The organism is Pseudomonas taetrolens, assembly GCF_900475285.1.
In the GTDB taxonomy this organism is placed as follows: domain Bacteria; phylum Pseudomonadota; class Gammaproteobacteria; order Pseudomonadales; family Pseudomonadaceae; genus Aquipseudomonas; species Aquipseudomonas taetrolens.
On sequence record NZ_LS483370.1, the window covers coordinates 3,640,801 to 3,665,005 of the forward strand.

Sequence of the window (24,205 nt, forward strand, 5' to 3'; positions counted from 1 at the left end):
CACGAAAACGCAGCTCGGGCATGGCCGGCTGCGTCGGTAATCTTGTCGTCAAATTCCGCCGCCGAAGTCGAAGTACAAACCCCGCATCGCATTCAACGCTGTTCTCCTGCATTCAGGGCAACCTTCTATGGAGCCCTTAGCCGTACGAAAAGTTCAAAAAAACGTACGAATTCAAACCCTAGGATGCCATGAGAATGCGGCTGGGCACGAGCCCCGCCAAGCCCTGAGGACCTTGCAGATTAATTGTGAAAACGGCATGCAGACGCTTCAAGTCTGAGGCACACTTCGTGCCCGCTGTAGTTTCACAATGCCACAAAGGCCCGGCTATTGTGCCGATCCCCCCCTCTATATACTAGTGGGCGCTTTTTTTGCGGACGTCAGAAGAATGAGCCAACATTTTCAACATGATGTGCTGGTAATTGGCAGCGGTGCTGCCGGTTTGAGCCTTGCGCTCACCTTGCCCGGCCATATGCGTATTGCAGTCCTCAGCAAGGGCGACCTGGCCAATGGCTCGACGTTCTGGGCACAAGGTGGCGTGGCGGCTGTGCTGGACGACACCGACACGGTGCAATCCCACGTTGAAGACACCCTGAATGCCGGTGGCGGCCTGTGTCACGAGGACGCCGTGCGCTTTACCGTCGAACACAGCCGCGAAGCCATCCAGTGGCTGATCGACCAGGGCGTCCCCTTCACCCGTGATGAACCTGCCGACCCCGAACAGCCCGGTTTCGAATTTCATCTGACCCGCGAGGGCGGCCACAGCCATCGGCGTATCATCCATGCCGCCGACGCGACAGGTGCAGCCATCTTCAAGACGCTGCTCGAGCAGGCACGGCAACGGCCGAACATCGAACTGCTTGAACAACGCGTCGCGGTCGACCTGATCACCGAACGGCGACTGGGCCTGGAAGGTGATCGCTGCCTGGGAGCCTATGTCCTCAACCGCGCCACTGGCGAAGTCGACACCTACGGTTCGCGCTTCACCATCCTGGCCTCGGGGGGGGCCGCCAAAGTGTATCTGTACACCAGCAATCCGGACGGCGCCTGCGGTGATGGCATCGCCATGGCCTGGCGCTCGGGTTGCCGTGTAGCGAATCTGGAATTCAATCAGTTCCATCCCACCTGCCTGTATCACCCTCAGGCCAAAAGCTTTCTGATCACTGAAGCCTTGCGGGGTGAAGGCGCCCATCTCAAGCTACCCAATGGCGAGCGCTTCATGCACCGTTTTGACCCACGCGGCGAACTGGCCCCGCGGGACATCGTGGCACGGGCCATCGACCATGAAATGAAGCGCTTGGGCATTGATTGCGTTTATCTGGACATCAGCCATGAGTCCGAAACGTTCATCAAGACCCACTTCCCCACGGTGTACGAGCGCTGCCTTGCGTTCTCCATCGACATCACCAAACAAGCAATTCCGGTGGTGCCCGCCGCGCATTACACCTGCGGCGGAGTGATGGTCGACGGCCATGGCCGCACCGACGTGCCGGGCTTGTATGCCATCGGCGAAACCAGCTTTACCGGCTTGCACGGAGCCAACCGGATGGCCAGCAATTCGCTGCTGGAGTGCTTCGTTTATGCCCGCTCCGCCGCAGCCGACATCCTCAGCCAGTTACCGGAGATTTCAATTCCGGTTGCCCTGCCTAGCTGGGATGCGAGTCAGGTCACGGACTCGGATGAAGACGTGATCATCGCCCACAACTGGGATGAACTGCGGCGTTTCATGTGGGACTACGTGGGCATCGTGCGCACCAACAAACGCCTGCAACGTGCGCAACACCGCGTTCGCTTGCTGCTGGATGAGATTGATGAGTTCTACAGCAACTATAAAGTGAGCCGCGACCTGATCGAGCTGCGCAACCTCGCCCAGGTTGCCGAGTTGATGATTCGCAGCGCAATGGCCAGAAAGGAATCTCGGGGATTGCATTACACCCTGGACTACCCGCACATGCTGCCCGAAGCGCTGGACACTATTCTGGTGCCAGCCACCTACGCCGACTGAACTTCAGTCGCACGCGCAAGCGCCGGTGCTGATCCGGCGCCAGCGCGTCGCGGGGAATACACACGGCCCGCACCCGCCACTCGCCACGCAAGCGAAATCGCACGATCACGGCCCAGGGCAGCGCCAGACTGTCGCGGCGCAATTGTACCGGCTGCCAACCATTGCCCCGGCTGTACAGCTGCCAGCCATCCGCATCATGGCGCAAACCGGTAAAGGCATTCTCATGCGTCAATCGAATGTGCCGAGGAAGGGTCCAGACCCCATGCAGCAGACACAACAAAACCCCGAGCACATGTGCCCAGAAAGGAACCGCCAAAAGGTAAATGGAGATCAGCGCCAGCGTCTGGGCTGCAAGATAGGCCGCCAGCAATTGCCCCGAGGCATGCCAGCGGCACTCGAAACACTTACTTGGGCTGGACACGATCCAGAATCATCCGGACCATGCGCTGCAGCTCAGGGTCCTCGGACTCGGAGCGTTCCATGAACCAGCCGAACATGTCCTGGTCTTCGCACTCGAGCAGTTTGCGATAGCATTCACGGTCCACGTCATTCAAGGTGGCATACACCTCCTTGACGAAAGGTACCAGCAACACGTCCAGCTCAAGCATGCCGCGACGGCTGTGCCAATAGAGACGATTGAGTTCTACATCTTCGACCATGGAGCGCTCCTCAAATAGAGCGCAAGTATACAGACCGATCAGTCTTAGAACAGTCGGCTTTGGTCGGCCCCGTCGATCCTTTGTGAACTACCCATTTGCTAGGCGCACCTCTATGATGTGTCTCAGACTTTATTACCTGCGATGACTCATGGCCGACTCTGCTTTTTTCTGCACCCTGAACCACGAAGGTGTTCTTGCTGTTCGCGGCAACGACGCCAGCAAGTTTTTGCAGGGGCAGCTGACCTGCAATCTCAACTACCTGAGCGAAACACGCTCCAGTCTTGGTGCTCGCTGTACGCAAAAAGGTCGCATGCAATCCAGCTTTCGCATTGTGCTTGAAGCCGATGGCTGCTTGCTGGCGATGGCGCGAGAGCTGGTTGAGCCACAGTTGGCTGACCTCAAGAAGTACGCAGTTTTCTCCAAGTCCAAACTGACGGACGACAGCGACAACTGGGTGCGCTTTGGCCTCAGCCAGGCAGACGCGACACTGGTAAGCCTGGGTATCCAGCTACCTGCCGAAACCGACAGCGTCGCACGGGCCAATGGCCTGATTGCGGTACGCGCCTCAGCCGGGCGAGCGGAGTTGTGGGGGCCGATTGAGCAGGCCGAAAGCCTGCTCCAGCACTTGAAAACACAACTGCCCGAAGCCGACCTCAATCAATGGCTGCTCGGTCAGGTGCGTGCCGGGATCGGCCAGGTCATGGGCCAGACCCGTGAGCTGTTCATCCCGCAGATGCTTAACCTGCAAGCCGTGGGCGGTGTCAGCTTCAAAAAAGGCTGTTATACCGGTCAGGAAATCGTCGCGCGCATGCAGTATCTGGGCAAGCTCAAACGTCACCTCTACCGTTTGTCGCTCAACTCGGACAGCCCCCTTCCCGCACCGGGAACCCCCCTGTTTATACCCACTCACAGCAGTCCTATAGGCGAAGTGGTGATTGCCGCTCACGCTGAACAGGGCATCGAGTTGCTGGCCGTCCTGACCTCCGATGCCGCACAAGCGGGCGACATCCACGTGGGAGACGTGCAAGGCCCTGAGCTTTCGCTGCTTGATCTGCCGTATCAACTGGACCGCGATCGCGAAATCCAGCGCTGACTGTCACGCCTTGAAGGCAACACCCAAGGGTCTCCTGGTGTTTCATCGCAGGCTGCATTGCGGCCACGATGAAACGCCAACAGAGCCTGGAGAGCAAAAATGAACACGCTGGCGCATAAAGTCCAGATGGACTTGATCAAGGCCATCAACAACGACGATCTGGTCTTGCCCACGCTACCTGAAGTGGCGTTGAATATTCGCAAGGCTGCAGAAAACCCTGAAGTGAATGTCGGCCACCTGAGCAAAGTCATCGGCCGGGATACTGCCCTGACAGCGCGCATGATCAAGGTGGTCAACAGCCCGCTGCTCCGCGCCATCAACGAAGTCACCAATCTGCATACAGCCATCACCCGCCTGGGCGTCGATTACAGCAGCAATCTGGCGATTGGCCTGGTCATGGAGCAAATATTCCATGCCCGCTCGGAAGCAGTAGAAAAGAAAATGCGCGACGTGTGGCGTCAAAGCCTGGAAGTCGCCGGCATTTGTTACACCCTGTGCCGCCGCCATACCTCACTCAAGCCTGACCAGGCAGCACTCGGCGGGCTGGTGCATCAAATCGGCGTACTGCCCATCCTGACCTACGCCGAAGAGCACAATGAACTGCTCTCTGACCCGGTTTCACTGAATCACGTGATCGAGAGCATTCACCCACTGATCGGCGACAAACTGCTCGCGGTCTGGGAGTTCCCGGAAATGCTGCTGACGATTCCTGGCCGGTACCTGGACTTTACCCGTCAATCCAAAACCATTGACTACATCGACCTGGTGCAAATCGCGACGGTATTCATTGATCAGACACGCCAGGTACCTTGCACCGGCGTCGAGCTCAGCACCCTGCCTGCCTTCAAAAAACTGGGCATCGAGGCTGAATGCCAAAGCTTTCTGGAGGAGCTGAACTCCGCACGCGGCATGTTTATCTAACCTTCGACACAATCAACCTTGCTGGCGTCCCCCATTCGCCGGCACGAAACTTACCCGTACTTTCAGCCCTCCTTTCGCGCCATCGTGCAGGCTGATTTGCGCCAGATGTGCACGGCCGATTTCCCCGACGATCGCCAACCCCAGCCCCGCGCCAGTCACCTGTTGATGCCCCCGGTAAAAACGCTCGAATACTCGCTCGCGGTCTTCAAAAGGAATACCCGGGCCATCATCTTCGACTTCCAGGATCGCGGGCAAGCTGACTCGCAGGATCACATTGCCCCCGACCGGCGTGTGGGCCAGAGCGTTGTCCACCAGATTGCTCAGCAACTCATGCAACAAGATAGGCTCGCCGTGCAGCCAGACAGGCTGGTCGGCCTCGAGTGCCAATGCAACACCCCGCGCATGGGCCAGCGGTGCCATGGCCATGCCCAGCTCACGGGCCAATTGACTGAGGTCGAGTAACTGCGCTCGTCCTTCAGCGATGGCTCGCGCGCCATTCTCTATACGGGCCAGCGACAGCAATTGATTCGCCAACTGAGTCAAACGATCGGTGTCTTGCACCGCCTGTTCGAGGGTGTTGCGCCAAGTCTGCGGTTCATGTGCGCGCAAGCCCAGTTCGAGCCTGGCCTTGAGTACCGCCAACGGAGTACGCAGTTCATGCGCGGCATCGGCAATAAACTGCGCCTGGCGCTCAAATTGCCCGCGCAAGCGTTCGGTAAAGTGATTGATCGCCCGCACCAGCGGTCGCAGTTCGCGCTGCACCGATACCGCAGGCAAGGCACGCAGGTCATCGGGCTCACGCTCTTCGACGGCCGTGCGCAAACGCTCCAGTGGACGTAACGCGGCACTAACGGCAAACCACACCACCAACAGCGCGCCGAACCCCAGCATACCCAGGCGCAACAGGGTATCGGCCATTAAACTGCGCGCCATCGCCACGCGTGCTTCGTCGGTTTCGGCGACGCGGATTTCTGCCATGCCATTCATCTCGGGCTCAGTAACGGCCTTGAGCAGACTCACGACGCGCACGTTTTGCCCTTGGTACTGGCCATCATAAAAACGTGCCAGAGCCGGGTAGTCATCAGTGCGCAATGTACCGGGTGGTGGCGCAGGCAAGTTCTCGTAGCCCGATATCAGTCGCTGGTGAATATCATTGACCTGATAGTAAATCCGCCCGGCGCTATCGTAGGCAAAGGTATCGAGCGCAACGTAGGGGACGTCCGCACTCAAACTGCCGTCGCGTTGCGACAAACCGGCGGCGATGGTTCGTGCGGACGCCAGCAACGTTCTGTCATAGGCCGTATCGGCCGCTTCACGCCCATTGAAATAGGCACTCAGCCCGCTGGCCAGCATCAATACCACCATCAACAGCGTCAGGTTCCAGAGCAACCCCCAACGCAAACTGTCGAGTTTATGCATCGCGGCCTTCCAGCAAATACCCCAAGCCCCGGAAGGTCACGATCGCAACGGCCTGACCATCGAGTTTTTTGCGTAATCGATGAATATAGATCTCGATGGCATCAGCACTCGCCTCTTCGTCCAGACCGAACACTTGAGCCGCCAGTTGCTCCTTGCTCATCACCCTGCCCGGCCGCGCGATCAATGCCTCCAGCACGGCCTGCTCTCGCGAAGTCAGGGTCAATAGATCATCACCCAGAGAGAAACGTCGAGTACCAAGATCGTATACCAGCGCTCCGCAGCGCTGCTGCCGTTCGCCCCCCAGTACAGTGCGACGCAACAGGGCTTTGACCCGGGCCTCCAGCTCTGTCAGTTCAAACGGCTTGGCCAGGTAATCATCGGCACCGAGATTGAGCCCGTGAACCCTGTCCTTGACGTCACTGCGGGCAGTCAGCATCAACACCGGCAGGGTTTTGCCACGAGCACGCAAACGGGCCAGCACCTCAAAACCATCCATGCGCGGCAACCCCACATCCAGGATGGCCAGCGCATATTCTTCGCTGCTCAAGGCCAGATCCGCAGCGACCCCATCGTGCAGCACATCCACGGTCAAGCTGGTCCCTTTCAAGGCTTGGGCAATACTGTCGGCCAACTGCGGCTGGTCTTCGACCAAAAGAACACGCATGGGATTCACCTCATCTTTTTTTGTGTGGGCCAGGCCCTTCTATGCGCGGAGTGTACAGACGGCAGACGGGCTGTGAAGCCTGAAAACAGGGAAAGACAACTGAAAGGTTAGTGAAAGGTTGGCCGTCTAGGATCCCGCAAAAGACAGTTACAATCACGGCAGCTACGTCCCTGTAACGGTCCGAAAAACGCCTCGATGCGTTTTCGCCAATAAGAACAATAACGGAGCACACCCCGCATGCTGATTCTTCAGCCCACAAGCCGCCCTTCTGTTCTCCGCGCATCCACTCGACAAGTACGCCCACGTTTCGCTGCCCCGGCGAACACGATATGAATGCATCCGTGCGCATCCTGGCCATCACCGCCTGCTGCTTGTTCAGCGGTTATTCAATGGCCGAGCCCACACACCCCGAGTGCATTGCTCCGGCGTCACCCGGCGGCAGTTTTGACCTGACCTGCACACTGGTGCAAAAGGCACTGAGCCATGAAAAGCTGCTCACCACCCCTATGCGCATTACGTATATGCCCGGTGGTGTAGGGGCCGTTGCGTACAACGCCGTGGTTGCACAGCGCCCGGCTGAAGGCGGTACATTGGTGACCTGGTCCAGCGGATCGCTGCTTAATCTGGCGCAAGGCAAGTTCGGGCGCTTCGATGAAAACGCCGTACGCTGGCTCGCGGCGGTGGTCACCAGTTACGGTGCAATCGCAGTAAAAAACGATTCGCCCTACCAAAACCTCGATGATCTGGTTCAAGCACTCAAAAAAGACCCGAGCAAAGTGGCGATCGGCTCCAGCGGTACAGTCGGCGGCCAGGACTGGATGCAGGCGGCCCTGATCGCCAAAGCGGCAGGCATCAGCCCCCGCGACTTGCGATACGTTGCGCTCGAAGGCGGCGGTGAAATTGCCACGGCGTTGCTGGGCGGTCATATCCAGGTGGGCAGCACCGATATTTCCGATTCAATGCCGCACATCCAGAGTGGCGAGATGCGCCTGCTGGCCGTGTTCGCCGATGAGCGTCTCAGCGACCCCGAGATGAAAGATATTCCGACGGCCAAAGAGCAAGGCTACGACATCGTCTGGCCCGTGGTTCGCGGCTTCTATATGGGGCCCAAAGTCAGCGACGAAGATTACGCCTGGTGGAAAGCTGCTTTCGACTGGTTACTGGCCTCCCGGGCATTCGCAGAAATGCGCTCCCAGAGTGAGTTTTTCCCATTCGCAATGACCGGTTCCGAACTCGACACCTACGTGAAACAACAGGTGGCCGACTATAAAACCCTGGCCGTTGAATTCGGCCTGATCAACCATCGCTGATCGCCGACAGCTTGCCTCAGGAGTAACCCATGCTGTTGCGCTGCAAGGTTGTCGCCCGACAACCGATCGCCTGTACCAACCCGTGCCATGAATAAAACAGCACTGAAACACTGGTGGGGAACCCCTCTGGTCGGTCTCGCAGGCGGCTATCTGGCCAGCCAGATCGGCTGGCCATTGCCGTGGATGGTAGGCTCGCTACTCGCGATCATCCTGGTACGTTGCCTGACCCCCTGGCAACTGGCCGAAATCCCCGGCGGCCGCAAATGCGGGCAATGGGTGGTCGGTATCGGCATCGGCTTGCACTTCACGCCAGTGGTAATGGAACAAGTGCTGGCCCATTTTTGGCTGATTTTTTTCGGTGCTTTGCTCACCAGCGTGTCAAGTGTGATCGGGGTATGGCTGATGCGCCGTAGTGGCGAGGATCGTGCCACGGCGTTTTTTTCCAGCATGCCCGGCGGCTCGGGTGAAATGGTCAACCTGGGCGCCCGCAATGGTGCCGTATTAAGCCGCGTCGCCGCAGGCCAGAGCATCAGGGTACTGACCGTCGTGCTCTGTGTCCCGGCGGCCTTCAAGTTCCTGCTGGGCGAAGGCACTCCCACCCTGCACCCTGCCACTGTGAATATTTATTGGATGGTGTTGCTGTTACCCGCCGGCGCTCTTGCGGGCTGGATCTGGCAACGCTTGCGCCAGCCAAATCCCTGGTTGTTCGGGCCGCTGCTGATCAGCGCCAGTATCAGTCTCTTGTGGGACCTGCACATTGGCCTGCCCGAAGGCAGCAGCCAAATCGGCCAGTGGCTGATTGGCAGCGGGTTGGGCTGTCACTTCAATCGCGAGTTCTTCCGTCGGGCACCATCGTTCATCGGCCGCACTCTACTGGGCACAGCCCTTACCATGTTGATTGCCGGTGTCTGTGCGCTGGGCTTGAGCGTATTGACTCATCTCGACCTGCGTTCCATGACGCTGGGAATGATGCCGGGCGGCATAGCCGAAATGAGCCTCACCGCACAAACCCTGCAACTCTCAGTGCCGCTGGTGACGGCCATGCAAGTGATGCGCTTGCTGTTCGTGTTATTCCTGGCAGAGCCCTTGTTTCGATACTGGAACAGACACCACGGCAACTAATGTAAATCATACCCTTGCGCGTAGGACTATTCGCTCAATGTAAGAGGCGCTCCTACAAACTGGCTGCGTTGTTGATGCAATACGAGTGCGATTATTTTTAACACGTCAAAACAATCGCACCCTTCCTCTTCAACACACCCAGCAAGAGTTCACCATGACCCACTTCCGCTACCAATCACACACACCTGCCACCCTGCATGACATTCCACATCTGACCCCCAAGGAGCATGAAATACTGGATTGGTGCTCGCGGGGAAAAACGTCCGCAGAAATTGCAATCATCCTGAACAAATCAGAAACAACCATCAACTTTCACATGGCCAACTTGCGCGCAAAATTCAATGTCACTTCACGCCACGCAGCTGTACTCAAAGCCATAAAACTGGGTATGACAACATTGCCCTGAGCGGTATTGCACAGAGATAAAACCATGCCTCTATTCACTGCGATGACTGCCTTAACTCATGACATGAACAATCAACTCATGCATTTCGTTCAGAACAGCTTTCCTGATTCCGGCCTGTTTGTCCTGCTCGCCATGATTGATCCGGAGGCCGCCCTTGGCGCAGTGCTGGGTGGTTGGGTCGTGACGCGCTCGCGCCGGATATTAAAACGCTGGCAACACATGGCATCTTTCGCACTGAGTGCTTGTGTCGGGTATTTATTTACACCTGCCGCCGCCCCTCATTTACCCGGTTTGCCCGTAAGTGTTACGGCATTCATTTGTGCGCTGGTCGCCCTTCCCATCAGCATTAAAGTCATGACATGGGTAAACACAGCAGACATTGCCGATATCCTGCGTCGGTTAAGGTGGCCCAAATGATTCACAAGCGATTTATTATTGTTTCAAGCCGGGTAGCCAGCGTTTCAATACGGTTATTCAAGACCTGCAGACGGTTCTTTTCCTCCACCCACTTGTAAATTATTTTCTGATCCGTCTCATCCAGCTCCCGAAATACCTGCAGCATCTTTTGTTCTTGAGTGTTCAGCCTGTCTACCGCCTCACACAAACACGAGCAGGTGGATAAGCGCATGGAGCCGTGGCCACCAAACAACCAGTCAAGGGAAATACCTTGTTCCCTGGCTATGTCTATGCATATTGAGTACGGAATACTGTCTCGCCCTTTCCAGCTACTCAGTGTCTGCGGACTGACACCCAGTACTTCGGAAAGACCGGAATCTGTTTTAACCTGAGTGACATGCTTCAATCGCTCGAGTATTTCAATTGATTTTTTGTTACTCACTTTGAATAACCCTCAATTTGACTTTGTTGTGTTTTTTGGCAAAATTTACTCTTATTGAGTACTTTTTAGAGCCAAGATATGCAACCTGATAAGTCAAAAGCACTTTCCATTAATAAAGAGCCCCAAGAAAAAGCGCAACACTTAACAAAAGCTATCAGAAATATCACATATCAAACGCCATAAATCTTACAAGAAAATGTAATAAAACAATTTATAGATTACGACCTTTACTACCACCGCCAACAACATACCGTCATGCAGGATCAAAGGATGGGTCTTTATTTGAAATTAACGTGCTTTTTAAATCCGGCACTCAACGCTAGTTCAACTGGAGTCAATCATGAGCACCTACAAAATGGTTTGTCCGCATTGCTTGAGCAGGATGCGCATCCGTACCAGCGAAGGTCGGCATATTTTCTTGCGGGTAGCTTACTTGCAATGCACCACTGAAGCCTGCGGATGGTCTGTCAGGGCAGAGTTTGAAATGACCCACGAACTATCTCCCAGCGGCATGCCCAACCCTGATGTCCACCTGCCCGGCGTCAATCAGGAACTGCGTCAGGCTGCCCTGCCTTGCGACAAGTCGGCCCAACAGACTGCCGGGGCGGGACAATGAGTATTGATCTGACACAGGTACATGCAGCACCGGGGTTCCTGTCGCGTCTTCGACATGCCTGTATGGGCGATGCCCACTTACTGCCTGGCAGAGCCGACCGACGTGGACGGGCGGGAATGCCCCGGACAGTGCTGGTAAGACTGGCTCTACTCTGGGGGATGGGGGCGTCCGGGAAGCATCGATTACACCCGGCCTGAGATGGCTCGGTCAATTCTGCAAGCCAGCACACCAGGCGGCCCTACCTGGTGTGTCAAAACAGCCGGACTCGCCGCGCCAACAGGTTTCAAAACCTGAGCATCTGCTTGGGTTATCTAAACCGCCGGAAGTTTCCAGTCGATGGGTGCCAGCCCGTTTTGCTCAAGAAACTTATTGGTTCTGCTGAAGTGACCATTACCAATAAACCCCCGATAGGCAGAGAGCGGTGAAGGATGCACCGAAGTCAGCACCAAATGCTTGGTCGCATCAATCAACTTCTGTTTGCTTTGCGCATGGGCGCCCCATAGCAAAAAGACCAGTTTGGGCTGCTGCTCACTCACCACCTGAATGATCCGGTCGGTGAAATGCTCCCAGCCTTTTTTGGCATGGGAAGCTGCGTTCGCGCGCTCCACGGTCATTGTCGTGTTAAGCAGCAAAACGCCCTGTTCGGCCCAATGCAGCAAGCAGCCATGGTTGGCAATATCGATATTCAGATCGCGCTTGAGCTCTTTATAAATATTGACCAGAGAAGGCGGTACCGATATGCCCGGCGGCACCGAAAAACACAGCCCGTGTGCCTGGCCAGGACCGTGGTAAGGGTCCTGGCCCAGGATCACCACTTTGATCTTGTCCAGAGGCGTCAGGTTCAGCGCGTTGAAAATTAGGGGGCCCGGAGGATAGATTTCTTTACCGGCCACATGCTCCTGGCGCAGAAACTCGCGCAGGTCGGCCATGTAAGGTTTATCGAACTCCTCGCGCAAGGCCTGCTTCCAGACGGGTTCAAGTTTTATACGATCATCCGGCGTCATGACTACATCCTGAGAAACAATGGGGCGGACACTAGAAAAGCCCGCCCCCCTTGTCAACGTCCCTGTCTGTTCCGGCCTTGCCAATGACCACGGCGATCACCGCGATTATCACTGCGCTCGTGCCTGCGCTCATGCCTTGGTTCATGCCTGCGTTCATAACGGTGGCCCCGATCGTAGCCCTGCCGGTAACCACTGCGATAATAGGGCGCCGGACGATAACGGGGCGACGCTTGATAATAGCGGGGGGACGGCGTGTAGTAGCCTCGCTGATAAACAGGGTAGGAGCGGTAACCGCCATACGGATAAGGCGCTGGCGAAGAGTAAACTTCTGAACGGTAGCCTCCATGCCCCGAGTAATAGGGCACACACGCTGACAATGCCAGACCAATCAGAACAATAGAAAGTAGGCGACGATACATGGCGGCCTCCTGGACCGCGAGAGAGCACACACAGCGGCGCTGGGTGGCGACAAATGGCAATGCCATCCGACGCTTGTTATGACCACGAAAACAGCACTTGGTGCCGCCTGTTAAATCCAGCTGCCGAGCGGTATTCAGAAATCCCACACACCGCGCAGTTTGCTATTTAAGATGCGACCCCGACCTGACACCGGACAACCGACATGACTACACCCAACCTCTGCCCGGTATGCGGAGCCCGCAATGATTGCTCAATGGCCAGCACCGACACCGAGCACCTGCCCTGCTGGTGCTACAGCGTCAGTATCGACCCGCAAATCATCCGGGCCCTGCCACTTGAACAGCGCGACCAGAGCTGTCTTTGCCCTCGTTGCGCCAACGCCGAACAGCAATTGCCAACAGCGAAATCAGAACCCATCACGTAAGATGCGTGCCTGTATTCCTCATGATTGTTGACCATGCGCATAGACCGCTTTCTGAGCAACCTCCCCCAGTTCAGCCGCCAGCACGTTCGGCTGTTACTGATAGAAAAGCGCATCCGGGTCGATGGTCAGGTCATTTGCGATCCCCATCATGAAATCCGTACATTCAGTCGCATCGAACTCGATGATGGCGTCCTGCAAGACGGTAAGCCGGCGCGCTATTTCATGCTGCATAAGCCGCAGGGGTGCGTCAGTGCCACCCGGGATCCGGAGCACCCCACGGTGCTGGACCTGCTGGATGAACCTGACAAACACGAGCTGCATATCGCCGGCCGACTGGACTTCAATACCAGCGGGTTGATGCTGATTACCAATGACGGGCAATGGTCGCGACGCCTCACCCAGCCGCAAACCAAACTGCCCAAAGTGTATTACGTCGAGACGGAACACATCATCGGCCCCGAGTACATTGACCAGTTCAGGCAAGGCATCTATTTCGCCTACGAAAACCTGACAACCCTGCCCGCCGAACTGGAATTGCTCGGACCTTGCAGCGCCCGCTTGAGCATCGTTGAGGGCCGCTATCACCAGGTCAAACGCATGTTTGGTTATTTCGACAACAAAGTCATACGCCTGCACCGCGAAAGCATCGGCCCATTGGCGCTCGACAGCCTGCTGGCACCTGGTGCCTGGCGCCCGCTCAGCGATCAGGAAATCCAGCTGTTTTGAGAAGGAGCATTCGCTAAAAGCTGAAGCCTGTGCTCACACTTGCCTGTCACAATCCCGGCGCATCATTCGTCTGACCGACGCTCGATTCGCTGGAGTCTGACGCCATGATCAAACCTGAAACGGCTGTGCTCGATGTTCAAGGGCAATTCCGAATTCACACCGAGCTCTACCGCTCGGAGACCGCAGAACACACCATTATTCTGGTCAACGGCTCTCTGGCCACCACCGCGTCATTTTCCCAGACACTAAAAAGCCTGCATCCGCACCTCAACGTCGTGCTTTACGATCAGCCCTATGCAGGCCAATCAAAAGCACACAACCGACACCAGACAATGCTGACAAAAGAACTTGAAGCACAGGTGCTCCTGGAGCTGATCGAGCATTTTGAAGCGAATTATCTGTTGTCATTTTCATGGGGTGGCACCGCAGCACTGACCGCGCTGACAAGCGCACCCCGACGGATCAAAAAAGCCGTCATCAGCTCGTTCTCGCCGCTCATCAACTCTGCCATGCGCGACTATCTGGAACGAGGCAGCCGCTGCCTGGCCGCTTGCAATCGCACACAGGTCGGGCAACTGGTCAACGATACATTGGGCAAGCACTTGCCCTCACTGTTCAAGCGCTTCAACTTTCGACACGTCAGCACCCTCGCCGAACACGAGTACGCGCAAATGCATTTCCACATAGACCAGGTACTGACCAGCGACCGCCTGTGCTACCTGAACGCAACCCAAGGCATCGACATACCGGTGTTATTCATCAACGGCGCACTGGATGAATACACCGCCGCCAGCGACGCACACCACTTTGCCCGTCCCATTCAGAACAGCCAGTTCATTTGTCTGGAAAATACCGGTCACTTTCTGGATATGGAACACAAAAACGCACGTCATATCAGCAAGATTGCCCTGCTGAATTTTTTAACGCCGATCCGTCAGCCGAGTCCGTGCGCGTCCCCCCTGAAAGCGACTCAAAACACGCCCAAGGGATTGAACAACCTTGTAAATTTCGCATTACACGAATAAAAACTTCTCATCCAGGCCGACTTCTGGTACAAAGTCAGCCGCTCTACGCGGGTATAGTTTAGTGGCAAAACGAAAGCTTCCCAAGCTTTAGTTGAGGGTTCGATTCCCTCTACCCGCTCCACTTTTGCTTCCCTTCCGTTTCCTCGCATCTCCCCCCTGAACCAACAAACAAACGCACGCACCATGAAGTTAACGAGCATTTGCTTGAGCGCGAGCCGCTTTATCCCATCGCGTGGATCAACCCCGGCAAAGCATGCACCAGGGCGCTGATCGCAAAACCGATAAACATCACGCCGCACAACCGGGTAATCAGCAACTCATGACGCTGATACAACGCCCGGACATGACCCGCACCTACAATGCCGACCAAAATCACATACGCGGCCGCTCCTCCAACGAAGCTCAATGCGATTAACCACGGCAACATTGACCAGGTCAGCAGCTCTGCACGACTGGAAAGCAGCGCGGTGAAAGTGGCGACGGCAACGGGATACGCTTTAGGGTTGGTCAAGCCAAAAAGAATGCCATGGGCAAAAGGCTGGCGAGCCGGGCCTTGTTGGGCCGCGCTGCTTTTCCGGGCGAGCACCGCACGCAAACCGAGCCAAAACAGGTAAAGCCCGCTCAGCAACCCCAGCACGTTGAAAGTCGTACTGCCAAATTCACGCGCACCGACGATGGCAATCAACGCCGTGCTGCACCAGATCACATCCCCCAATAAATGCCCGCAGAGAAATCCGGCACCGGCACGTCGCCCCCGTGCCGCACCAATGCCAAAAACAGCCAGCACGCCGGGGCCAGGGGTGATGCCATAGATAAAACCTGAGGCCAGTACGGCCAATAACAATGAAGGGGTCATGCGAAAAGCTCCAGAAAAACAGCTTCACGGTCTCCAGTTATCCGTGGCTGAGCCCGATTCTGCACGTTCTAAAACACGATGTAACCGTTAGCGCTGCAAATCCCGCGGGAAAACTCAGGGCAGCCGCGGGCGGACGCTATGCGTGATTAATGCCGACGCCCCAGCAGATTGACCACCAACCGATCAACCCAGCCCCAGATCCGCTGTTTGACACGACGCCAGAGTGGCCGCGATTGCCAGGCCTGCAGGCTGATGGGCAGGCTTTGCTCGAAGTCTGCGGCAAAACTGGCCGCCACCGCCTGGGTGAGGCCGGGGTCGAGAGCCTCAAGGTTGGCCTCAAGGTTAAAGTGCAGATTCCAATGGTCGAAGTTGCATGAACCGATGCTGACCCAATCATCAATCAGCACCATTTTCAGATGCAAAAAACACGGTTGGTATTCAAAGATCTGCACACCGGCCTTGAGCAGTCGCGGGTAATAACGATGTCCGGCATAGCGCACTGAAGGATGATCCGTTCGGGGCCCCGTCAGCAGCAACCGCACATCGACGCCTCGCCCCGCCGCCCGACGCAGTGAACGACGAACGCTCCAGGTGGGCAGGAAATACGGCGTGGCCAGCCAGATCCGGTGCTGGGCACTGTTAATCGCCCGTACCAGAGATTGCAGAATATCCCGATGCTGGCGCGCATCCGCGTATGCGACCCGGCCCATGCCTGCACCCGCATCAGGCACCCGCGGCAAATGCGGCAGGCCAAAGTGAGTCGCAGGTTTCCAGGCCTTACGGCTGATGTTTGCGCGCCATTGACGATCAAACAGCATCTGCCAGTCCAGAACCAGAGGCCCCAGAATTTCGACCATGACTTCATGCCAGTCGCAGCTATCGAGACCGGGCTGCCAGAACTCATCCGTCACCCCTGTGCCCCCCACCACAGCGATCTGCTGATCGACCAGCAATAACTTGCGGTGGTCGCGGTACAGGTTATTCAACCCGTTGCGCCAGCGAATACGGTTGTAGAAACGCAATTCCACCCCGGCATCGATCAGCCGACGGCGCAAGCTTGAGGTAAACGCCAGGCTACCGTAGCCGTCAAACAGGCAGCGCACGCGAACCTGGCGCTGCGCGGCATGCTCCAATGCTTGCACAATGGCTTCGGCGCATCCCCCGGCCTCCACCAGATACAGTTCCAGATCGACATGCTGTTCAGCGTGTTTGATGGCATCGATCATCCGCGGGAAAAACTGCGGGCCATCGATCAGCAACTCGAACTGGTTGGCGCCGCGCCAGGGGAAGATTGCGCCAGCCATGATCAGCGGGCCGTAAAGATCAGCACCGCACCCACCGGCACTGAAAAACTGATCGCCGACAAACCGGCCATTTTACGCAGGGTTTCAAGCTCAGGCTGCAGACCAAAGTCCTCGGCCTGGAGCATCAACGGCTCAAGGGTCACGACCTGAAACCGCCGCTCATCAAGACGGGTGGCTAACAACTCCGCTTCATAGACATGTTGCTTGCCGCGCAAAGTCACCGTGACCGGCAAGTGCAATTCCAGCTGAGCGCCAGAGGCCAATGCATTAATGGGCTGCAAGTCGATTTGCGCAGTAATTTGCGCTTCGGGGAAATGCTTGAAATCAAATAACAGGTCACGCATTCGCTCATCGCGCAACGGCACAGCGCTGTTGACCGAGTCCATCTCGATCCGCAATTGCGCGAGCCCTTTGCTGTCGACTTTACCGTGCAGGACCAAAAAACGATGAACGTTCGCCACATTGGCATTTTGCGTGGTGATAAAGGACAGCCGTGACGACTCACCATCAAGGTACCAATTGGCCTGGGCAGTTACGCTCATCCCAAGGGTCAGCCACAGGGCACAGACAGAAGACAACAACACTTTAAACATAAAAACTCATCGGCAGATAAACGTGGGCGAACATTAACCCGAGTCTGGGCAGTTGCGAGCGGTGTCGGCAGGATTATTTCACACTGCCTAGGATGCTTATTACCAGAGCCAGTTCCTTGCACGCTGCAAATGCGTCCCGCCTGTCTGTCATACAAGCATCATCCAATCGTCATGGCGATGACATTGCACCTGCCTAGCCTGAAGTTGCACACCTCAGTCTATTGGCAGAAACCCAAGGCGGGCACAGTGCCTGCACGGAGATTCGCAATGTCTCAGATCGCCCGTATCCGCGACACCGCACCAGAACGACGTCTGCAGGCAGAGCGCCTGATTGGCCCCGGCGCCTTGCGCGAGGCTCAAGCCCTGCGTTTTCGAGTGTTCAGCGGAGAGCTGCACGCCACACTCAAAAGCGCCGAACACGGGCTGGACCAGGATGCTTACGATGCTTATTGCCAACATATCGGGGTTCGCGACCTCAATAGCGGCGAACTCGTGGCCACAACCCGTTTACTGGATCACAGTGCCGCGCGAAACATCGGTCACTTTTACAGCGAAGAAGAATTCAGCCTGCACGGCCTGGCCCATTTGCAAGGCCCTGTCCTGGAGATCGGCCGTACATGCGTCGATCCGGCCTACCGTAATGGCGGCACCATCGCGGTGCTGTGGGGTGAGCTGGCGGAGGTCCTCAACCAGGGTGATTACCGTTATTTGATGGGGTGTGCGAGCATCCCCATGCAGGACGGCGGTATCCAGGCGCAGGCAATCATGCAGCGTTTGCGTGAACGCTACCTGAGCACCGAACACTTGCGGGCCGAACCCAAAAAACCGCTGCCGGCACTGGAAATCCCTGCCAACGTCATTACTGAAATGCCGCCCCTGCTCAAGGCCTACATGCGTCTGGGCGCCAAGATTTGTGGCGAGCCTTGCTGGGATGAAGATTTCCAGGTGGCGGACGTGTTTATACTGCTCAAGCGCGATGAACTGTGTCCGCGCTACGCCCGTCACTTCAAGGCGGCCATGTGATGAACCGTCTGCGGCGATACGGCCGGGTTGTACGTGTTCTCGGGGTTGTGGGTCTGGGCTTGAGCATGGCAAGTGTATTTGGCTTGCTGGAACGCCTGAACTGCAACAGCACCATGGAACGTCGACAACGCTGGTCGATGTTTTTCATGGCCCGACTCAGCAACGCCCTGCCCTTTCGGGTCACGGTCATTGGCGAACGTCCTGCAACACCAATGCTATGGGTCAGTAATCACGTGTCATGGACCGACATTGCGCTGCTCGGGCAACTGACGCCGCTGTCGTTTTTATCCAAATCTGAAGTTCGCGGCTGGCCCATAGCCGGCTGGCTGGCGGCCAAGGCCGGCAGCCTGTTTATTCGCCGAGGGGCCGGTGACAGCCAATTGATTCGTGAGCAAATGACCCGACACCTGCAACAGTCACTGTCCTTGCTGATGTTCCCCGAAGGCACGACCACCGACGGCGGTTCAGTGCGTACCTTTCATGGGCGGCTATTCTCGGCGGCCATTGAAAGTCGGGTGTCGCTGCAGCCGGTGGCCATTCGTTATCTGCGTAATGGCGAACCAGACCGGATAGCGCCCTTTGTGGGCAATGATGACCTGCTGTCCCATTTGCTGCGCTTGTTTGCCCATGAACAGGCCGAAGTCGAAATTCACTTGCTTGAACCGATTGCCTGCGAACAACAGGAACGGGCCGTCCTGGCGTTCAGAGCGCAGGAAATGATTCGGCAGGTGGTCGCCACCAGACCGGGCAACCACCCGGCAGAAGCAGAACTTGCTCACAACGGGATCACTGCGGTGTCTTGAGGTCACGCCAGAGGCACGGGCACGCTAGAAGCGCGTTCGTAGCTCGGACGCTGCATATGCCTGCAATTGCGGATAGAACACTCGAAAATCCTCACTCAATGGCTCATACAGGCGCTTCAAGTCCTGCATGGCGCCAGCCAGTTCCTGTGGCTGCGACAGACGCCGTGAAATACCGTTGAAGACCTGCTCCAGCACCTCGAAGTCGCGGTATGAGCCCAACCAGTCATGCGCAGCCATATGCGGTGCTATCGCTGCGAGCCGGCCAGGCAGACGGGGCTCGGAAACCAGCACGCGGTAAAAACTTGATGTAAAGCCTTCCAGCGAGCCATCGGCGTACTGTGACCAGTCACGTGCCAGGCAATGGTCAAAAAATACATCCAGCACGATCCCCGCATAGCGCCTGCGGGTTTGACGAAAGCGTGACAGTGCCTGATCAACCACAGCATGGTTATCCGTGAACACATCAATACTGCGGTGCAACTGAATACCCGCCTCGATCGCTGGCGTGTACTGGCCTTGCAGGCGCCCTTTGACGAAGTCGCCGTAAAGGCTTCCGAGTAATTCTTCAGGGCGCTGGCCGCCAAGGTGTAAATGTGCGAGATAATTCATGGGTTGCAGTTTAGCACTGCAGGATTCATCACCGCCCTCAAATATCGTTATAACTCGATATACCGATTTGAACTGATCTCAGATCAAAATCATATTTGTATATCGCGATTTAACGATTTAAAGTTCGCCTCATCGCGATATAACGTTGTACCTCACTGAGCACTGCCATTATGCCGATCGACCTCGACGAAATAATAAAAGCGCTGGCACACCCAGTACGCCGAGAAATCCTTCACCTGCTGAAAAACCCGGAGATTGAGTTCCCCGATCAGCATCACTCCACCGAACACGGCGTCTGTGCCGGACAGATCGATCAACGCTGCGGCTTGTCGCAGTCGACCGTCTCTGCCCACCTGGCGACCCTGCAACGCGCCGGCCTGATCAGCAGCCAGAAGGTCGGTCAGTGGCACTTTTTCAAACGTAATGAGGAAACCATCCAGGCCTTCCTCGAACGATTCAGCCAAACGCTTTAACAAGGACTTCCATGCCCCTCTCGCTACTCATTCTGGCGCTCAGCGCCTTCGCCATCGGGACCACCGAGTTCGTGATCATGGGCTTGCTGCCCGATGTCGCAGCTGACCTTGGTGTTTCCATCCCGGGCGCTGGCTGGCTCGTGACCGGTTACGCACTGGGTGTGGCCATCGGTGCTCCGTTCATGGCGCTGGCAACGGCAAAGCTCCCGCGCAAAGCAGCCCTTGTATCGCTGATGGTTATTTTCATCATCGGTAACCTGCTCTGCGCTCTGGCCAGCGATTACAACGTGCTGATGTTCGCCCGTGTCGTCACGGCCCTGTGTCATGGTGCGTTCTTCGGCATCGGCTCAGTCGTAGCCGCTGGCCTGGTGCCCGCCAATAAGCGAGCCTCTGCGGTTGCGCTGATGTTTACCGGCCTGACCCTGGCCAACGTGCTGGGCGTCCCGCTGGGTACCGCGCTGGGCCAGGCAGCAGGATGGCGCTCAACGTTCTTTGCCGTCACCGTAATTGGCGTGGTGGCATTGATCGGCCTGATTCGTTTCCTGCCCGCCAAGCGTGATGAGGAAAAACTCGACATGCGTGCCGAGATGGCAGCCCTCAGGGGCGCCGGCATTTGGCTGTCGCTGAGCATGACAGCACTGTTTTCGGCTTCGATGTTCACCCTGTTTACGTACGTTGCGCCCTTGCTCGGTGATGTCACCGGCGTATCGCCACGCGGCGTGACCTGGACGCTGCTCCTGATCGGTCTGGGTCTGACCGTCGGTAACATCATCGGCGGCAAGCTGGCCGACAAACGCCTGGCAGCGACATTGATCGGCGTATTCATTTCGATGGCGGTTATTTCCACCGTATTGACCTGGACCAGCGTTGCCGTGATTCCCACCGAGATCACCCTGTTCCTTTGGGCCACCGCCTCTTTTGCCGCCGTTCCAGCGCTGCAAGTCAACGTAGTGACCTTCGGCAAGGCTGCCCCCAATCTGGTGTCCACGCTGAATATCGGCGCCTTTAACATCGGTAACGCGTTGGGTGCCTGGGTCGGTGGCAGCGTCATTGCTCACGGTTTCGGCCTCACCAGCGTGCCGCTGGCCGCCGCTGCGCTGGCAGTGCTGGCGCTGCTCGTCACCTTGATCACATTTCGCCAGAGCAGCAATCCCGAACTGGCCACCGCCACACACTGACTCATCAGAGGGCTGCATTCATGACCACTATTTTCGATCCAATCAAACTGGGCGACCTTGAGTTGCCAAACCGTATCATCATGGCGCCCCTTACCCGCTGCCGCGCCGGTGAAGGCCGGGTGCCCAACCCTCTGATGGCTGAGTACTACGTGCAGCGTGCGTCTGCTGGCCTGATCCTCAGTGAAGCCACATCAGTAACACCGATGGGTGTGGGCTACCCTGACACTCCCGGCATCTGGTCTGACGACCAAGTGCGCGGCTGGAGCAATATCACCAAGGCCGTGCATGGCGCCGGTGGGCGTATCGTGTTGCAGTTGTGGCACGTAGGACGGATCTCCCATCCGATGTACCTGAACGGTGACGCGCCTGTTGCCCCCAGCGCCATTGCAGCCAAAGGTCACGTAAGCCTGGTGCGGCCGAAGGTCGACTTCCCGACACCTCGCGCTCTGGAAACCGCCGAAATCGAAGACATTGTCGAGGCTTACCGTACAGGTGCCGAAAACGCCAAAGCCGCCGGTTTTGACGGGGTAGAAATCCATGGCGCCAATGGTTATCTACTTGACCAGTTCCTGCAAAGCAGCACCAACCAACGTACCGATCAATACGGCGGCTCCCTGGAAAACCGCGCTCGCCTGATACTTGAAGTGACTGACGCGGCCATCGAGGTATGGGGGGCCGGACGCGTCGGTGTTCACCTCTCGCCTCGCTCTGACCTGCATGACATGGGTGATGAGAACCTGGCAGAAACCTTTGGCTACGTGGCGCGTGAGCTGGGCAAACGCGGTATTGCATTTATCTGCTCCCGCGAAAAAGAAGGTCCGGACAGTATCGGTCCTGAGCTCAAGGCAGCCTTTGGCGGTCCGTACATCGTCAATGAAAGCTTCACCAAAGACAGCGCCAATGCCTGGCTCGCGGCTGGCAAGGCCGATGCCGTAGCGTTCGGTGTGCCCTTCATCGCCAACCCTGACCTTCCGGCACGCCTGAAGGCCAATGTGCCTCTCAATGAAGCGCATCCTGAAACCTTCTATGCAAAAGGTCCGGTGGGATACATCGATTACCCTGTCGTGTGAAGCGCCGTACCAGGCATCTGAATACTCTACGCCGCTGAATCCCCCCAACAGGTCGCACGACGCAAAACGCCCGAAGTCGATGACTCGGGCGTTTTGTTTTAGAAATCCGTATATAACACTGTAAAGATCGACTGCCTGTTGCCCGACTTTCTGCCAGGCAAAAAAAAGGGGCGGTTTGACCCGCCCACATTTTTCCCTAGTCCCTTTTTTCCTTTTCATCATCCTGATGAATCGCATCCTGCGATGTCCTGTTCACGCTCCTCCTTGAGCGCCGCATCGATCCGTCGACACACTTAAGATATTAGAGTCTTATAAAATTGCCGCAAGCACATCAGTTATAGATTCTTATTACATGGCAACTTCAAAACAAACCATAAATCCTTTTTAAATCATAAAGTTATAAAAGAAACCAAGTAAGAAAAAGTCATTTAACAAGCCTAATTACGCTCTTGGCTTACATAAAAGGTAAGCAAAGGCTTACAACAGCACGCAGACAAAGTTCTGCAGCTTGCGTGACATCCCATTTCAAAAGGAGAGCACCACCCGCAAGCCGATCCAAATACATTCGGAAAACCCGAGAACAGAGGGTTTTATTCGGAATCCGCAGCCATAAAAAAACCCCGAACACCTCGGGGTTTATTAGTCAGAAAATCGCTTATTACTGGAACAGCGACTCACTCGACAAACCGTTTCGTTCAAGGATCTCGCGCAGGCGCTTGAGCCCCTCAACTTGAATTTGCCGCACACGCTCACGCGTAAGGCCAATCTCCAGCCCAACATCTTCAAGCGTACTGCTTTCATGACCGCGCAACCCGAAGCGGCGAATGACCACCTCGCGCTGCTTGTCTGTAAGTTCAGACAACCACTGATCAATACTTTGCGACAAATCATCGTCCTGAAGCAGCTCACAAGGGTCTGTAGGACGATCATCGGTCAGGGTATCAAGCAGTGTCTTGTCCGAATCTGGGCCCAAAGAAACATCTACCGACGACACCCGCTCGTTAAGCCCAAGCATGCGCTTGACCTCGGCAACGGGTTTTTCGAGCAGATTGGCGATTTCTTCGGGAGAGGGTTCGTGATCAAGCTTTTGCGTGAGTTCACGCGCAGCTCGAAGGTAGACGTTGAGTTCTTTGACGACATGGATCGGTAAACGAATGGTACGGGTTTGATTCATGATCGCCCGTTCAATCGTTTGGCGAATCCACCAGGTGGCGTATGTCGAGAAGCGAAATCCGCGTTCGGGATCGAACTTTTCAACTGCCCGAATCAATCCCAGGTTGCCCTCTTCGATCAGGTCCAGCAACGACAGACCACGATTGACATAACGACGGGCGATTTTCACCACCAGTCGCAAATTGCTCTCAATCATGCGTTTGCGCCCGGCCGGATCACCGCTTTGAGACAAGCGGGCAAAATGAACTTCTTCTGCGGGGGAGAGCAACGGGGAAAAGCCAATTTCATTGAGGTACAACTGCGTCGCATCGAGCGCCCGCGTGTAATCAATGTACTTGTGCTGTTTTAAAACAGATGCTTTTTTGGACTTGGTGCGGGCTGTAGGGGTTGAATCATCGTCTTCTGACATCAAGTCGCTGTCGATAGCGGAGCTCATAAGGAGCACCTCATCGTCGATGTCAAACCCCGGCGCTT

27 protein-coding genes and 1 tRNA gene are annotated in these 24,205 nt (G+C 56.4%); 17 read left to right on the top strand and 11 right to left on the bottom strand.

Annotated features, from left to right (window positions below; all coding sequences use genetic code 11):
* Positions 1–385 precede the first annotated feature (385 nt).
* Positions 386–2,002 carry an L-aspartate oxidase gene (nadB, locus tag DQN55_RS16805; protein WP_048378955.1) on the top strand — a complete coding sequence of 539 codons (1,617 nt, stop codon included), beginning with the start codon at positions 386–388 and terminating at the stop codon, positions 2,000–2,002.
* Here nadB and DQN55_RS16810 read toward each other — a convergent pair.
* Positions 1,971–2,423: a protein YgfX gene (locus tag DQN55_RS16810; RefSeq protein ID WP_048378953.1), complete on the bottom strand. Its 453-nt coding sequence runs from the start codon at positions 2,421–2,423 to the stop codon at positions 1,971–1,973. The genes nadB and DQN55_RS16810 overlap by 32 nt on opposite strands.
* Entirely contained in the window at positions 2,407–2,661 is a 255-nt protein-coding gene (locus DQN55_RS16815) for an FAD assembly factor SdhE (RefSeq protein WP_048363403.1), read from the bottom strand. The genes DQN55_RS16810 and DQN55_RS16815 overlap by 17 nt, the downstream gene beginning before the upstream one ends.
* A 148-nt stretch (positions 2,662–2,809) precedes the next feature.
* On the opposite strand from DQN55_RS16815, the gene ygfZ reads away from it, so the two are divergent.
* Together ygfZ and DQN55_RS16825 are read left to right on the top strand one after the other, a co-directional pair.
* Entirely contained in the window at positions 2,810–3,754 is a 945-nt protein-coding gene (ygfZ, locus tag DQN55_RS16820) for a CAF17-like 4Fe-4S cluster assembly/insertion protein YgfZ (RefSeq protein ID WP_048378949.1), read from the top strand.
* Positions 3,755–3,853: 99 nt separating this feature from the next.
* Positions 3,854–4,675: an HDOD domain-containing protein gene (locus DQN55_RS16825; RefSeq protein ID WP_048378947.1), complete on the top strand. Its 822-nt coding sequence runs from the start codon at positions 3,854–3,856 to the stop codon at positions 4,673–4,675.
* Between the two features lie 12 nt (positions 4,676–4,687).
* Here DQN55_RS16825 and DQN55_RS16830 read toward each other — a convergent pair whose 3' ends face one another.
* Both DQN55_RS16830 and DQN55_RS16835 read right to left on the bottom strand, forming a co-directional pair.
* Entirely contained in the window at positions 4,688–6,094 is a 1,407-nt protein-coding gene (locus DQN55_RS16830; RefSeq protein WP_048378945.1) for a sensor histidine kinase, read from the bottom strand.
* Positions 6,087–6,758, bottom strand: coding sequence for a response regulator (locus tag DQN55_RS16835; protein WP_048378943.1), 672 nt, complete (start codon positions 6,756–6,758; stop codon positions 6,087–6,089). The genes DQN55_RS16830 and DQN55_RS16835 overlap by 8 nt, the downstream gene beginning before the upstream one ends.
* A gap of 329 nt (positions 6,759–7,087) precedes the next feature.
* Here DQN55_RS16835 and DQN55_RS16840 point away from each other — a divergent pair, with 329 nt between their 5' ends.
* From DQN55_RS16840 to DQN55_RS16855, 4 genes are all read left to right on the top strand, one after another.
* Complete coding sequence (locus DQN55_RS16840) at positions 7,088–8,068, top strand: Bug family tripartite tricarboxylate transporter substrate binding protein (RefSeq protein WP_048378941.1); 981 nt, start codon at positions 7,088–7,090, stop codon at positions 8,066–8,068.
* 87 nt (positions 8,069–8,155) lie between these two features.
* Positions 8,156–9,190, top strand: coding sequence for an AbrB family transcriptional regulator (locus DQN55_RS16845; RefSeq protein WP_048379558.1), 1,035 nt, complete (start codon positions 8,156–8,158; stop codon positions 9,188–9,190).
* Between the two features lie 154 nt (positions 9,191–9,344).
* Positions 9,345–9,596, top strand: coding sequence for a response regulator transcription factor (locus DQN55_RS16850; protein WP_048378939.1), 252 nt, complete (start codon positions 9,345–9,347; stop codon positions 9,594–9,596).
* Between the two features lie 24 nt (positions 9,597–9,620).
* Positions 9,621–10,013 carry a putative holin gene (locus tag DQN55_RS16855; RefSeq protein ID WP_231995608.1) on the top strand — a complete coding sequence of 131 codons (393 nt, stop codon included), beginning with the start codon at positions 9,621–9,623 and terminating at the stop codon, positions 10,011–10,013.
* 1 nt (position 10,014) lies between these two features.
* Here DQN55_RS16855 and DQN55_RS16860 read toward each other — a convergent pair whose 3' ends face one another.
* Positions 10,015–10,434, bottom strand: a complete 420-nt coding sequence (locus DQN55_RS16860) for a helix-turn-helix domain-containing protein (RefSeq protein ID WP_082150727.1) — start codon at positions 10,432–10,434, stop codon at positions 10,015–10,017.
* Between the two features lie 340 nt (positions 10,435–10,774).
* On the opposite strand from DQN55_RS16860, the gene DQN55_RS16865 reads away from it, so the two are divergent.
* Complete coding sequence (locus tag DQN55_RS16865; protein WP_048378937.1) at positions 10,775–11,050, top strand: Ogr/Delta-like zinc finger protein; 276 nt, start codon at positions 10,775–10,777, stop codon at positions 11,048–11,050.
* 311 nt (positions 11,051–11,361) lie between these two features.
* On the opposite strand, the gene ung is transcribed toward DQN55_RS16865, so the two are convergent.
* The gene (gene ung, locus DQN55_RS16870) at positions 11,362–12,054 is read right to left on the bottom strand and encodes a uracil-DNA glycosylase (protein ID WP_048378935.1); all 693 of its coding nucleotides are present in this window, start codon (positions 12,052–12,054) and stop codon (positions 11,362–11,364) included.
* A gap of 622 nt (positions 12,055–12,676) precedes the next feature.
* Here ung and DQN55_RS16880 point away from each other — a divergent pair.
* The 4 genes from DQN55_RS16880 (at position 12,677) to DQN55_RS16895 (ending at position 14,770) form a co-directional block, all read left to right on the top strand.
* Positions 12,677–12,898, top strand: a complete 222-nt coding sequence (locus DQN55_RS16880; RefSeq protein ID WP_048378931.1) for a cysteine-rich CWC family protein — start codon at positions 12,677–12,679, stop codon at positions 12,896–12,898.
* 33 nt (positions 12,899–12,931) lie between these two features.
* Positions 12,932–13,624: a pseudouridine synthase gene (locus tag DQN55_RS16885; protein WP_048378929.1), complete on the top strand. Its 693-nt coding sequence runs from the start codon at positions 12,932–12,934 to the stop codon at positions 13,622–13,624.
* 104 nt (positions 13,625–13,728) lie between these two features.
* A complete protein-coding gene (locus DQN55_RS16890; RefSeq protein WP_082150726.1) occupies positions 13,729–14,649 on the top strand; it encodes an alpha/beta fold hydrolase in 921 nt (306 codons plus the stop codon).
* Positions 14,650–14,696: 47 nt separating this feature from the next.
* Positions 14,697–14,770: transfer RNA gene (locus DQN55_RS16895), tRNA-Gly, on the top strand.
* 99 nt (positions 14,771–14,869) lie between these two features.
* Here the strand turns inward: DQN55_RS16895 and DQN55_RS16900 are convergent.
* From DQN55_RS16900 to DQN55_RS16910, 3 genes are all read right to left on the bottom strand, one after another.
* Positions 14,870–15,505: a LysE family translocator gene (locus DQN55_RS16900; protein WP_048378927.1), complete on the bottom strand. Its 636-nt coding sequence runs from the start codon at positions 15,503–15,505 to the stop codon at positions 14,870–14,872.
* Between the two features lie 146 nt (positions 15,506–15,651).
* Complete coding sequence (locus DQN55_RS16905) at positions 15,652–16,809, bottom strand: phospholipase D-like domain-containing protein (protein ID WP_048378925.1); 1,158 nt, start codon at positions 16,807–16,809, stop codon at positions 15,652–15,654.
* Positions 16,810–16,811: 2 nt separating this feature from the next.
* A complete protein-coding gene (locus tag DQN55_RS16910) occupies positions 16,812–17,402 on the bottom strand; it encodes a YceI family protein (RefSeq protein WP_048378923.1) in 591 nt (196 codons plus the stop codon).
* A 267-nt stretch (positions 17,403–17,669) separates the two neighbouring features.
* Between DQN55_RS16910 and olsB the strand changes: the two genes are divergently transcribed.
* Positions 17,670–18,425: an L-ornithine N(alpha)-acyltransferase gene (gene olsB / locus DQN55_RS16915; protein WP_048378921.1), complete on the top strand. Its 756-nt coding sequence runs from the start codon at positions 17,670–17,672 to the stop codon at positions 18,423–18,425.
* The gene (locus tag DQN55_RS16920) at positions 18,425–19,228 is read left to right on the top strand and encodes a lysophospholipid acyltransferase family protein (RefSeq protein ID WP_048378919.1); all 804 of its coding nucleotides are present in this window, start codon (positions 18,425–18,427) and stop codon (positions 19,226–19,228) included. Before olsB ends, DQN55_RS16920 begins: the two co-directional genes overlap by 1 nt.
* A 24-nt stretch (positions 19,229–19,252) precedes the next feature.
* Here DQN55_RS16920 and DQN55_RS16925 read toward each other — a convergent pair whose 3' ends face one another.
* The gene (locus DQN55_RS16925) at positions 19,253–19,837 is read right to left on the bottom strand and encodes an acyl carrier protein phosphodiesterase (protein ID WP_048378917.1); all 585 of its coding nucleotides are present in this window, start codon (positions 19,835–19,837) and stop codon (positions 19,253–19,255) included.
* Positions 19,838–20,007: 170 nt separating this feature from the next.
* Between DQN55_RS16925 and DQN55_RS16930 the strand changes: the two genes are divergently transcribed.
* The 3 genes from DQN55_RS16930 to DQN55_RS16940 are packed head-to-tail and all read left to right on the top strand — an operon-like array spanning position 20,008 to position 22,558.
* Positions 20,008–20,310 (top strand): ArsR/SmtB family transcription factor, encoded by a 303-nt coding sequence (locus tag DQN55_RS16930; protein ID WP_074702982.1) that lies wholly within the window; start codon positions 20,008–20,010, stop codon positions 20,308–20,310.
* Positions 20,311–20,321: 11 nt separating this feature from the next.
* A complete protein-coding gene (locus DQN55_RS16935; RefSeq protein ID WP_048378915.1) occupies positions 20,322–21,488 on the top strand; it encodes an MFS transporter in 1,167 nt (388 codons plus the stop codon).
* Between the two features lie 20 nt (positions 21,489–21,508).
* Positions 21,509–22,558 (top strand): alkene reductase, encoded by a 1,050-nt coding sequence (locus DQN55_RS16940; protein WP_048378913.1) that lies wholly within the window; start codon positions 21,509–21,511, stop codon positions 22,556–22,558.
* 658 nt (positions 22,559–23,216) lie between these two features.
* Here the strand turns inward: DQN55_RS16940 and rpoS are convergent.
* Positions 23,217–24,140: an RNA polymerase sigma factor RpoS gene (gene rpoS / locus DQN55_RS16945; RefSeq protein ID WP_408634599.1), complete on the bottom strand. Its 924-nt coding sequence runs from the start codon at positions 24,138–24,140 to the stop codon at positions 23,217–23,219.
* Between the last annotated feature and the right edge of the window lie 65 nt (positions 24,141–24,205).

Bases quoted from the DNA above. Each gene is read 5' to 3' on its own strand.
- nadB (WP_048378955.1), top strand. From the start codon at position 386: ATGAGCCAACATTTTCAACATGATGTGCTGGTAATTGGCAGCGGTGCT.
- DQN55_RS16815 (WP_048363403.1), bottom strand. From the start codon at position 2,661: ATGGTCGAAGATGTAGAACTCAATCGTCTCTATTGGCACAGCCGTCGC.
- ygfZ (WP_048378949.1), top strand. From the start codon at position 2,810: ATGGCCGACTCTGCTTTTTTCTGCACCCTGAACCACGAAGGTGTTCTT.
- DQN55_RS16825 (WP_048378947.1), top strand. From the start codon at position 3,854: ATGAACACGCTGGCGCATAAAGTCCAGATGGACTTGATCAAGGCCATC.
- DQN55_RS16830 (WP_048378945.1), bottom strand. From the start codon at position 6,094: ATGCATAAACTCGACAGTTTGCGTTGGGGGTTGCTCTGGAACCTGACG.
- DQN55_RS16835 (WP_048378943.1), bottom strand. From the start codon at position 6,758: ATGCGTGTTCTTTTGGTCGAAGACCAGCCGCAGTTGGCCGACAGTATT.
- DQN55_RS16840 (WP_048378941.1), top strand. From the start codon at position 7,088: ATGAATGCATCCGTGCGCATCCTGGCCATCACCGCCTGCTGCTTGTTC.
- DQN55_RS16845 (WP_048379558.1), top strand. From the start codon at position 8,156: ATGAATAAAACAGCACTGAAACACTGGTGGGGAACCCCTCTGGTCGGT.
- DQN55_RS16850 (WP_048378939.1), top strand. From the start codon at position 9,345: ATGACCCACTTCCGCTACCAATCACACACACCTGCCACCCTGCATGAC.
- DQN55_RS16855 (WP_231995608.1), top strand. From the start codon at position 9,621: ATGCCTCTATTCACTGCGATGACTGCCTTAACTCATGACATGAACAAT.
- DQN55_RS16865 (WP_048378937.1), top strand. From the start codon at position 10,775: ATGAGCACCTACAAAATGGTTTGTCCGCATTGCTTGAGCAGGATGCGC.
- ung (WP_048378935.1), bottom strand. From the start codon at position 12,054: ATGACGCCGGATGATCGTATAAAACTTGAACCCGTCTGGAAGCAGGCC.
- DQN55_RS16880 (WP_048378931.1), top strand. From the start codon at position 12,677: ATGACTACACCCAACCTCTGCCCGGTATGCGGAGCCCGCAATGATTGC.
- DQN55_RS16885 (WP_048378929.1), top strand. From the start codon at position 12,932: ATGCGCATAGACCGCTTTCTGAGCAACCTCCCCCAGTTCAGCCGCCAG.
- DQN55_RS16890 (WP_082150726.1), top strand. From the start codon at position 13,729: ATGATCAAACCTGAAACGGCTGTGCTCGATGTTCAAGGGCAATTCCGA.
- DQN55_RS16900 (WP_048378927.1), bottom strand. From the start codon at position 15,505: ATGACCCCTTCATTGTTATTGGCCGTACTGGCCTCAGGTTTTATCTAT.
- DQN55_RS16905 (WP_048378925.1), bottom strand. From the start codon at position 16,809: ATGGCTGGCGCAATCTTCCCCTGGCGCGGCGCCAACCAGTTCGAGTTG.
- DQN55_RS16910 (WP_048378923.1), bottom strand. From the start codon at position 17,402: ATGTTTAAAGTGTTGTTGTCTTCTGTCTGTGCCCTGTGGCTGACCCTT.
- olsB (WP_048378921.1), top strand. From the start codon at position 17,670: ATGTCTCAGATCGCCCGTATCCGCGACACCGCACCAGAACGACGTCTG.
- DQN55_RS16920 (WP_048378919.1), top strand. From the start codon at position 18,425: ATGAACCGTCTGCGGCGATACGGCCGGGTTGTACGTGTTCTCGGGGTT.
- DQN55_RS16925 (WP_048378917.1), bottom strand. From the start codon at position 19,837: ATGAATTATCTCGCACATTTACACCTTGGCGGCCAGCGCCCTGAAGAA.
- DQN55_RS16930 (WP_074702982.1), top strand. From the start codon at position 20,008: ATGCCGATCGACCTCGACGAAATAATAAAAGCGCTGGCACACCCAGTA.
- DQN55_RS16935 (WP_048378915.1), top strand. From the start codon at position 20,322: ATGCCCCTCTCGCTACTCATTCTGGCGCTCAGCGCCTTCGCCATCGGG.
- DQN55_RS16940 (WP_048378913.1), top strand. From the start codon at position 21,509: ATGACCACTATTTTCGATCCAATCAAACTGGGCGACCTTGAGTTGCCA.
- rpoS (WP_408634599.1), bottom strand. From the start codon at position 24,140: ATGTCAGAAGACGATGATTCAACCCCTACAGCCCGCACCAAGTCCAAA.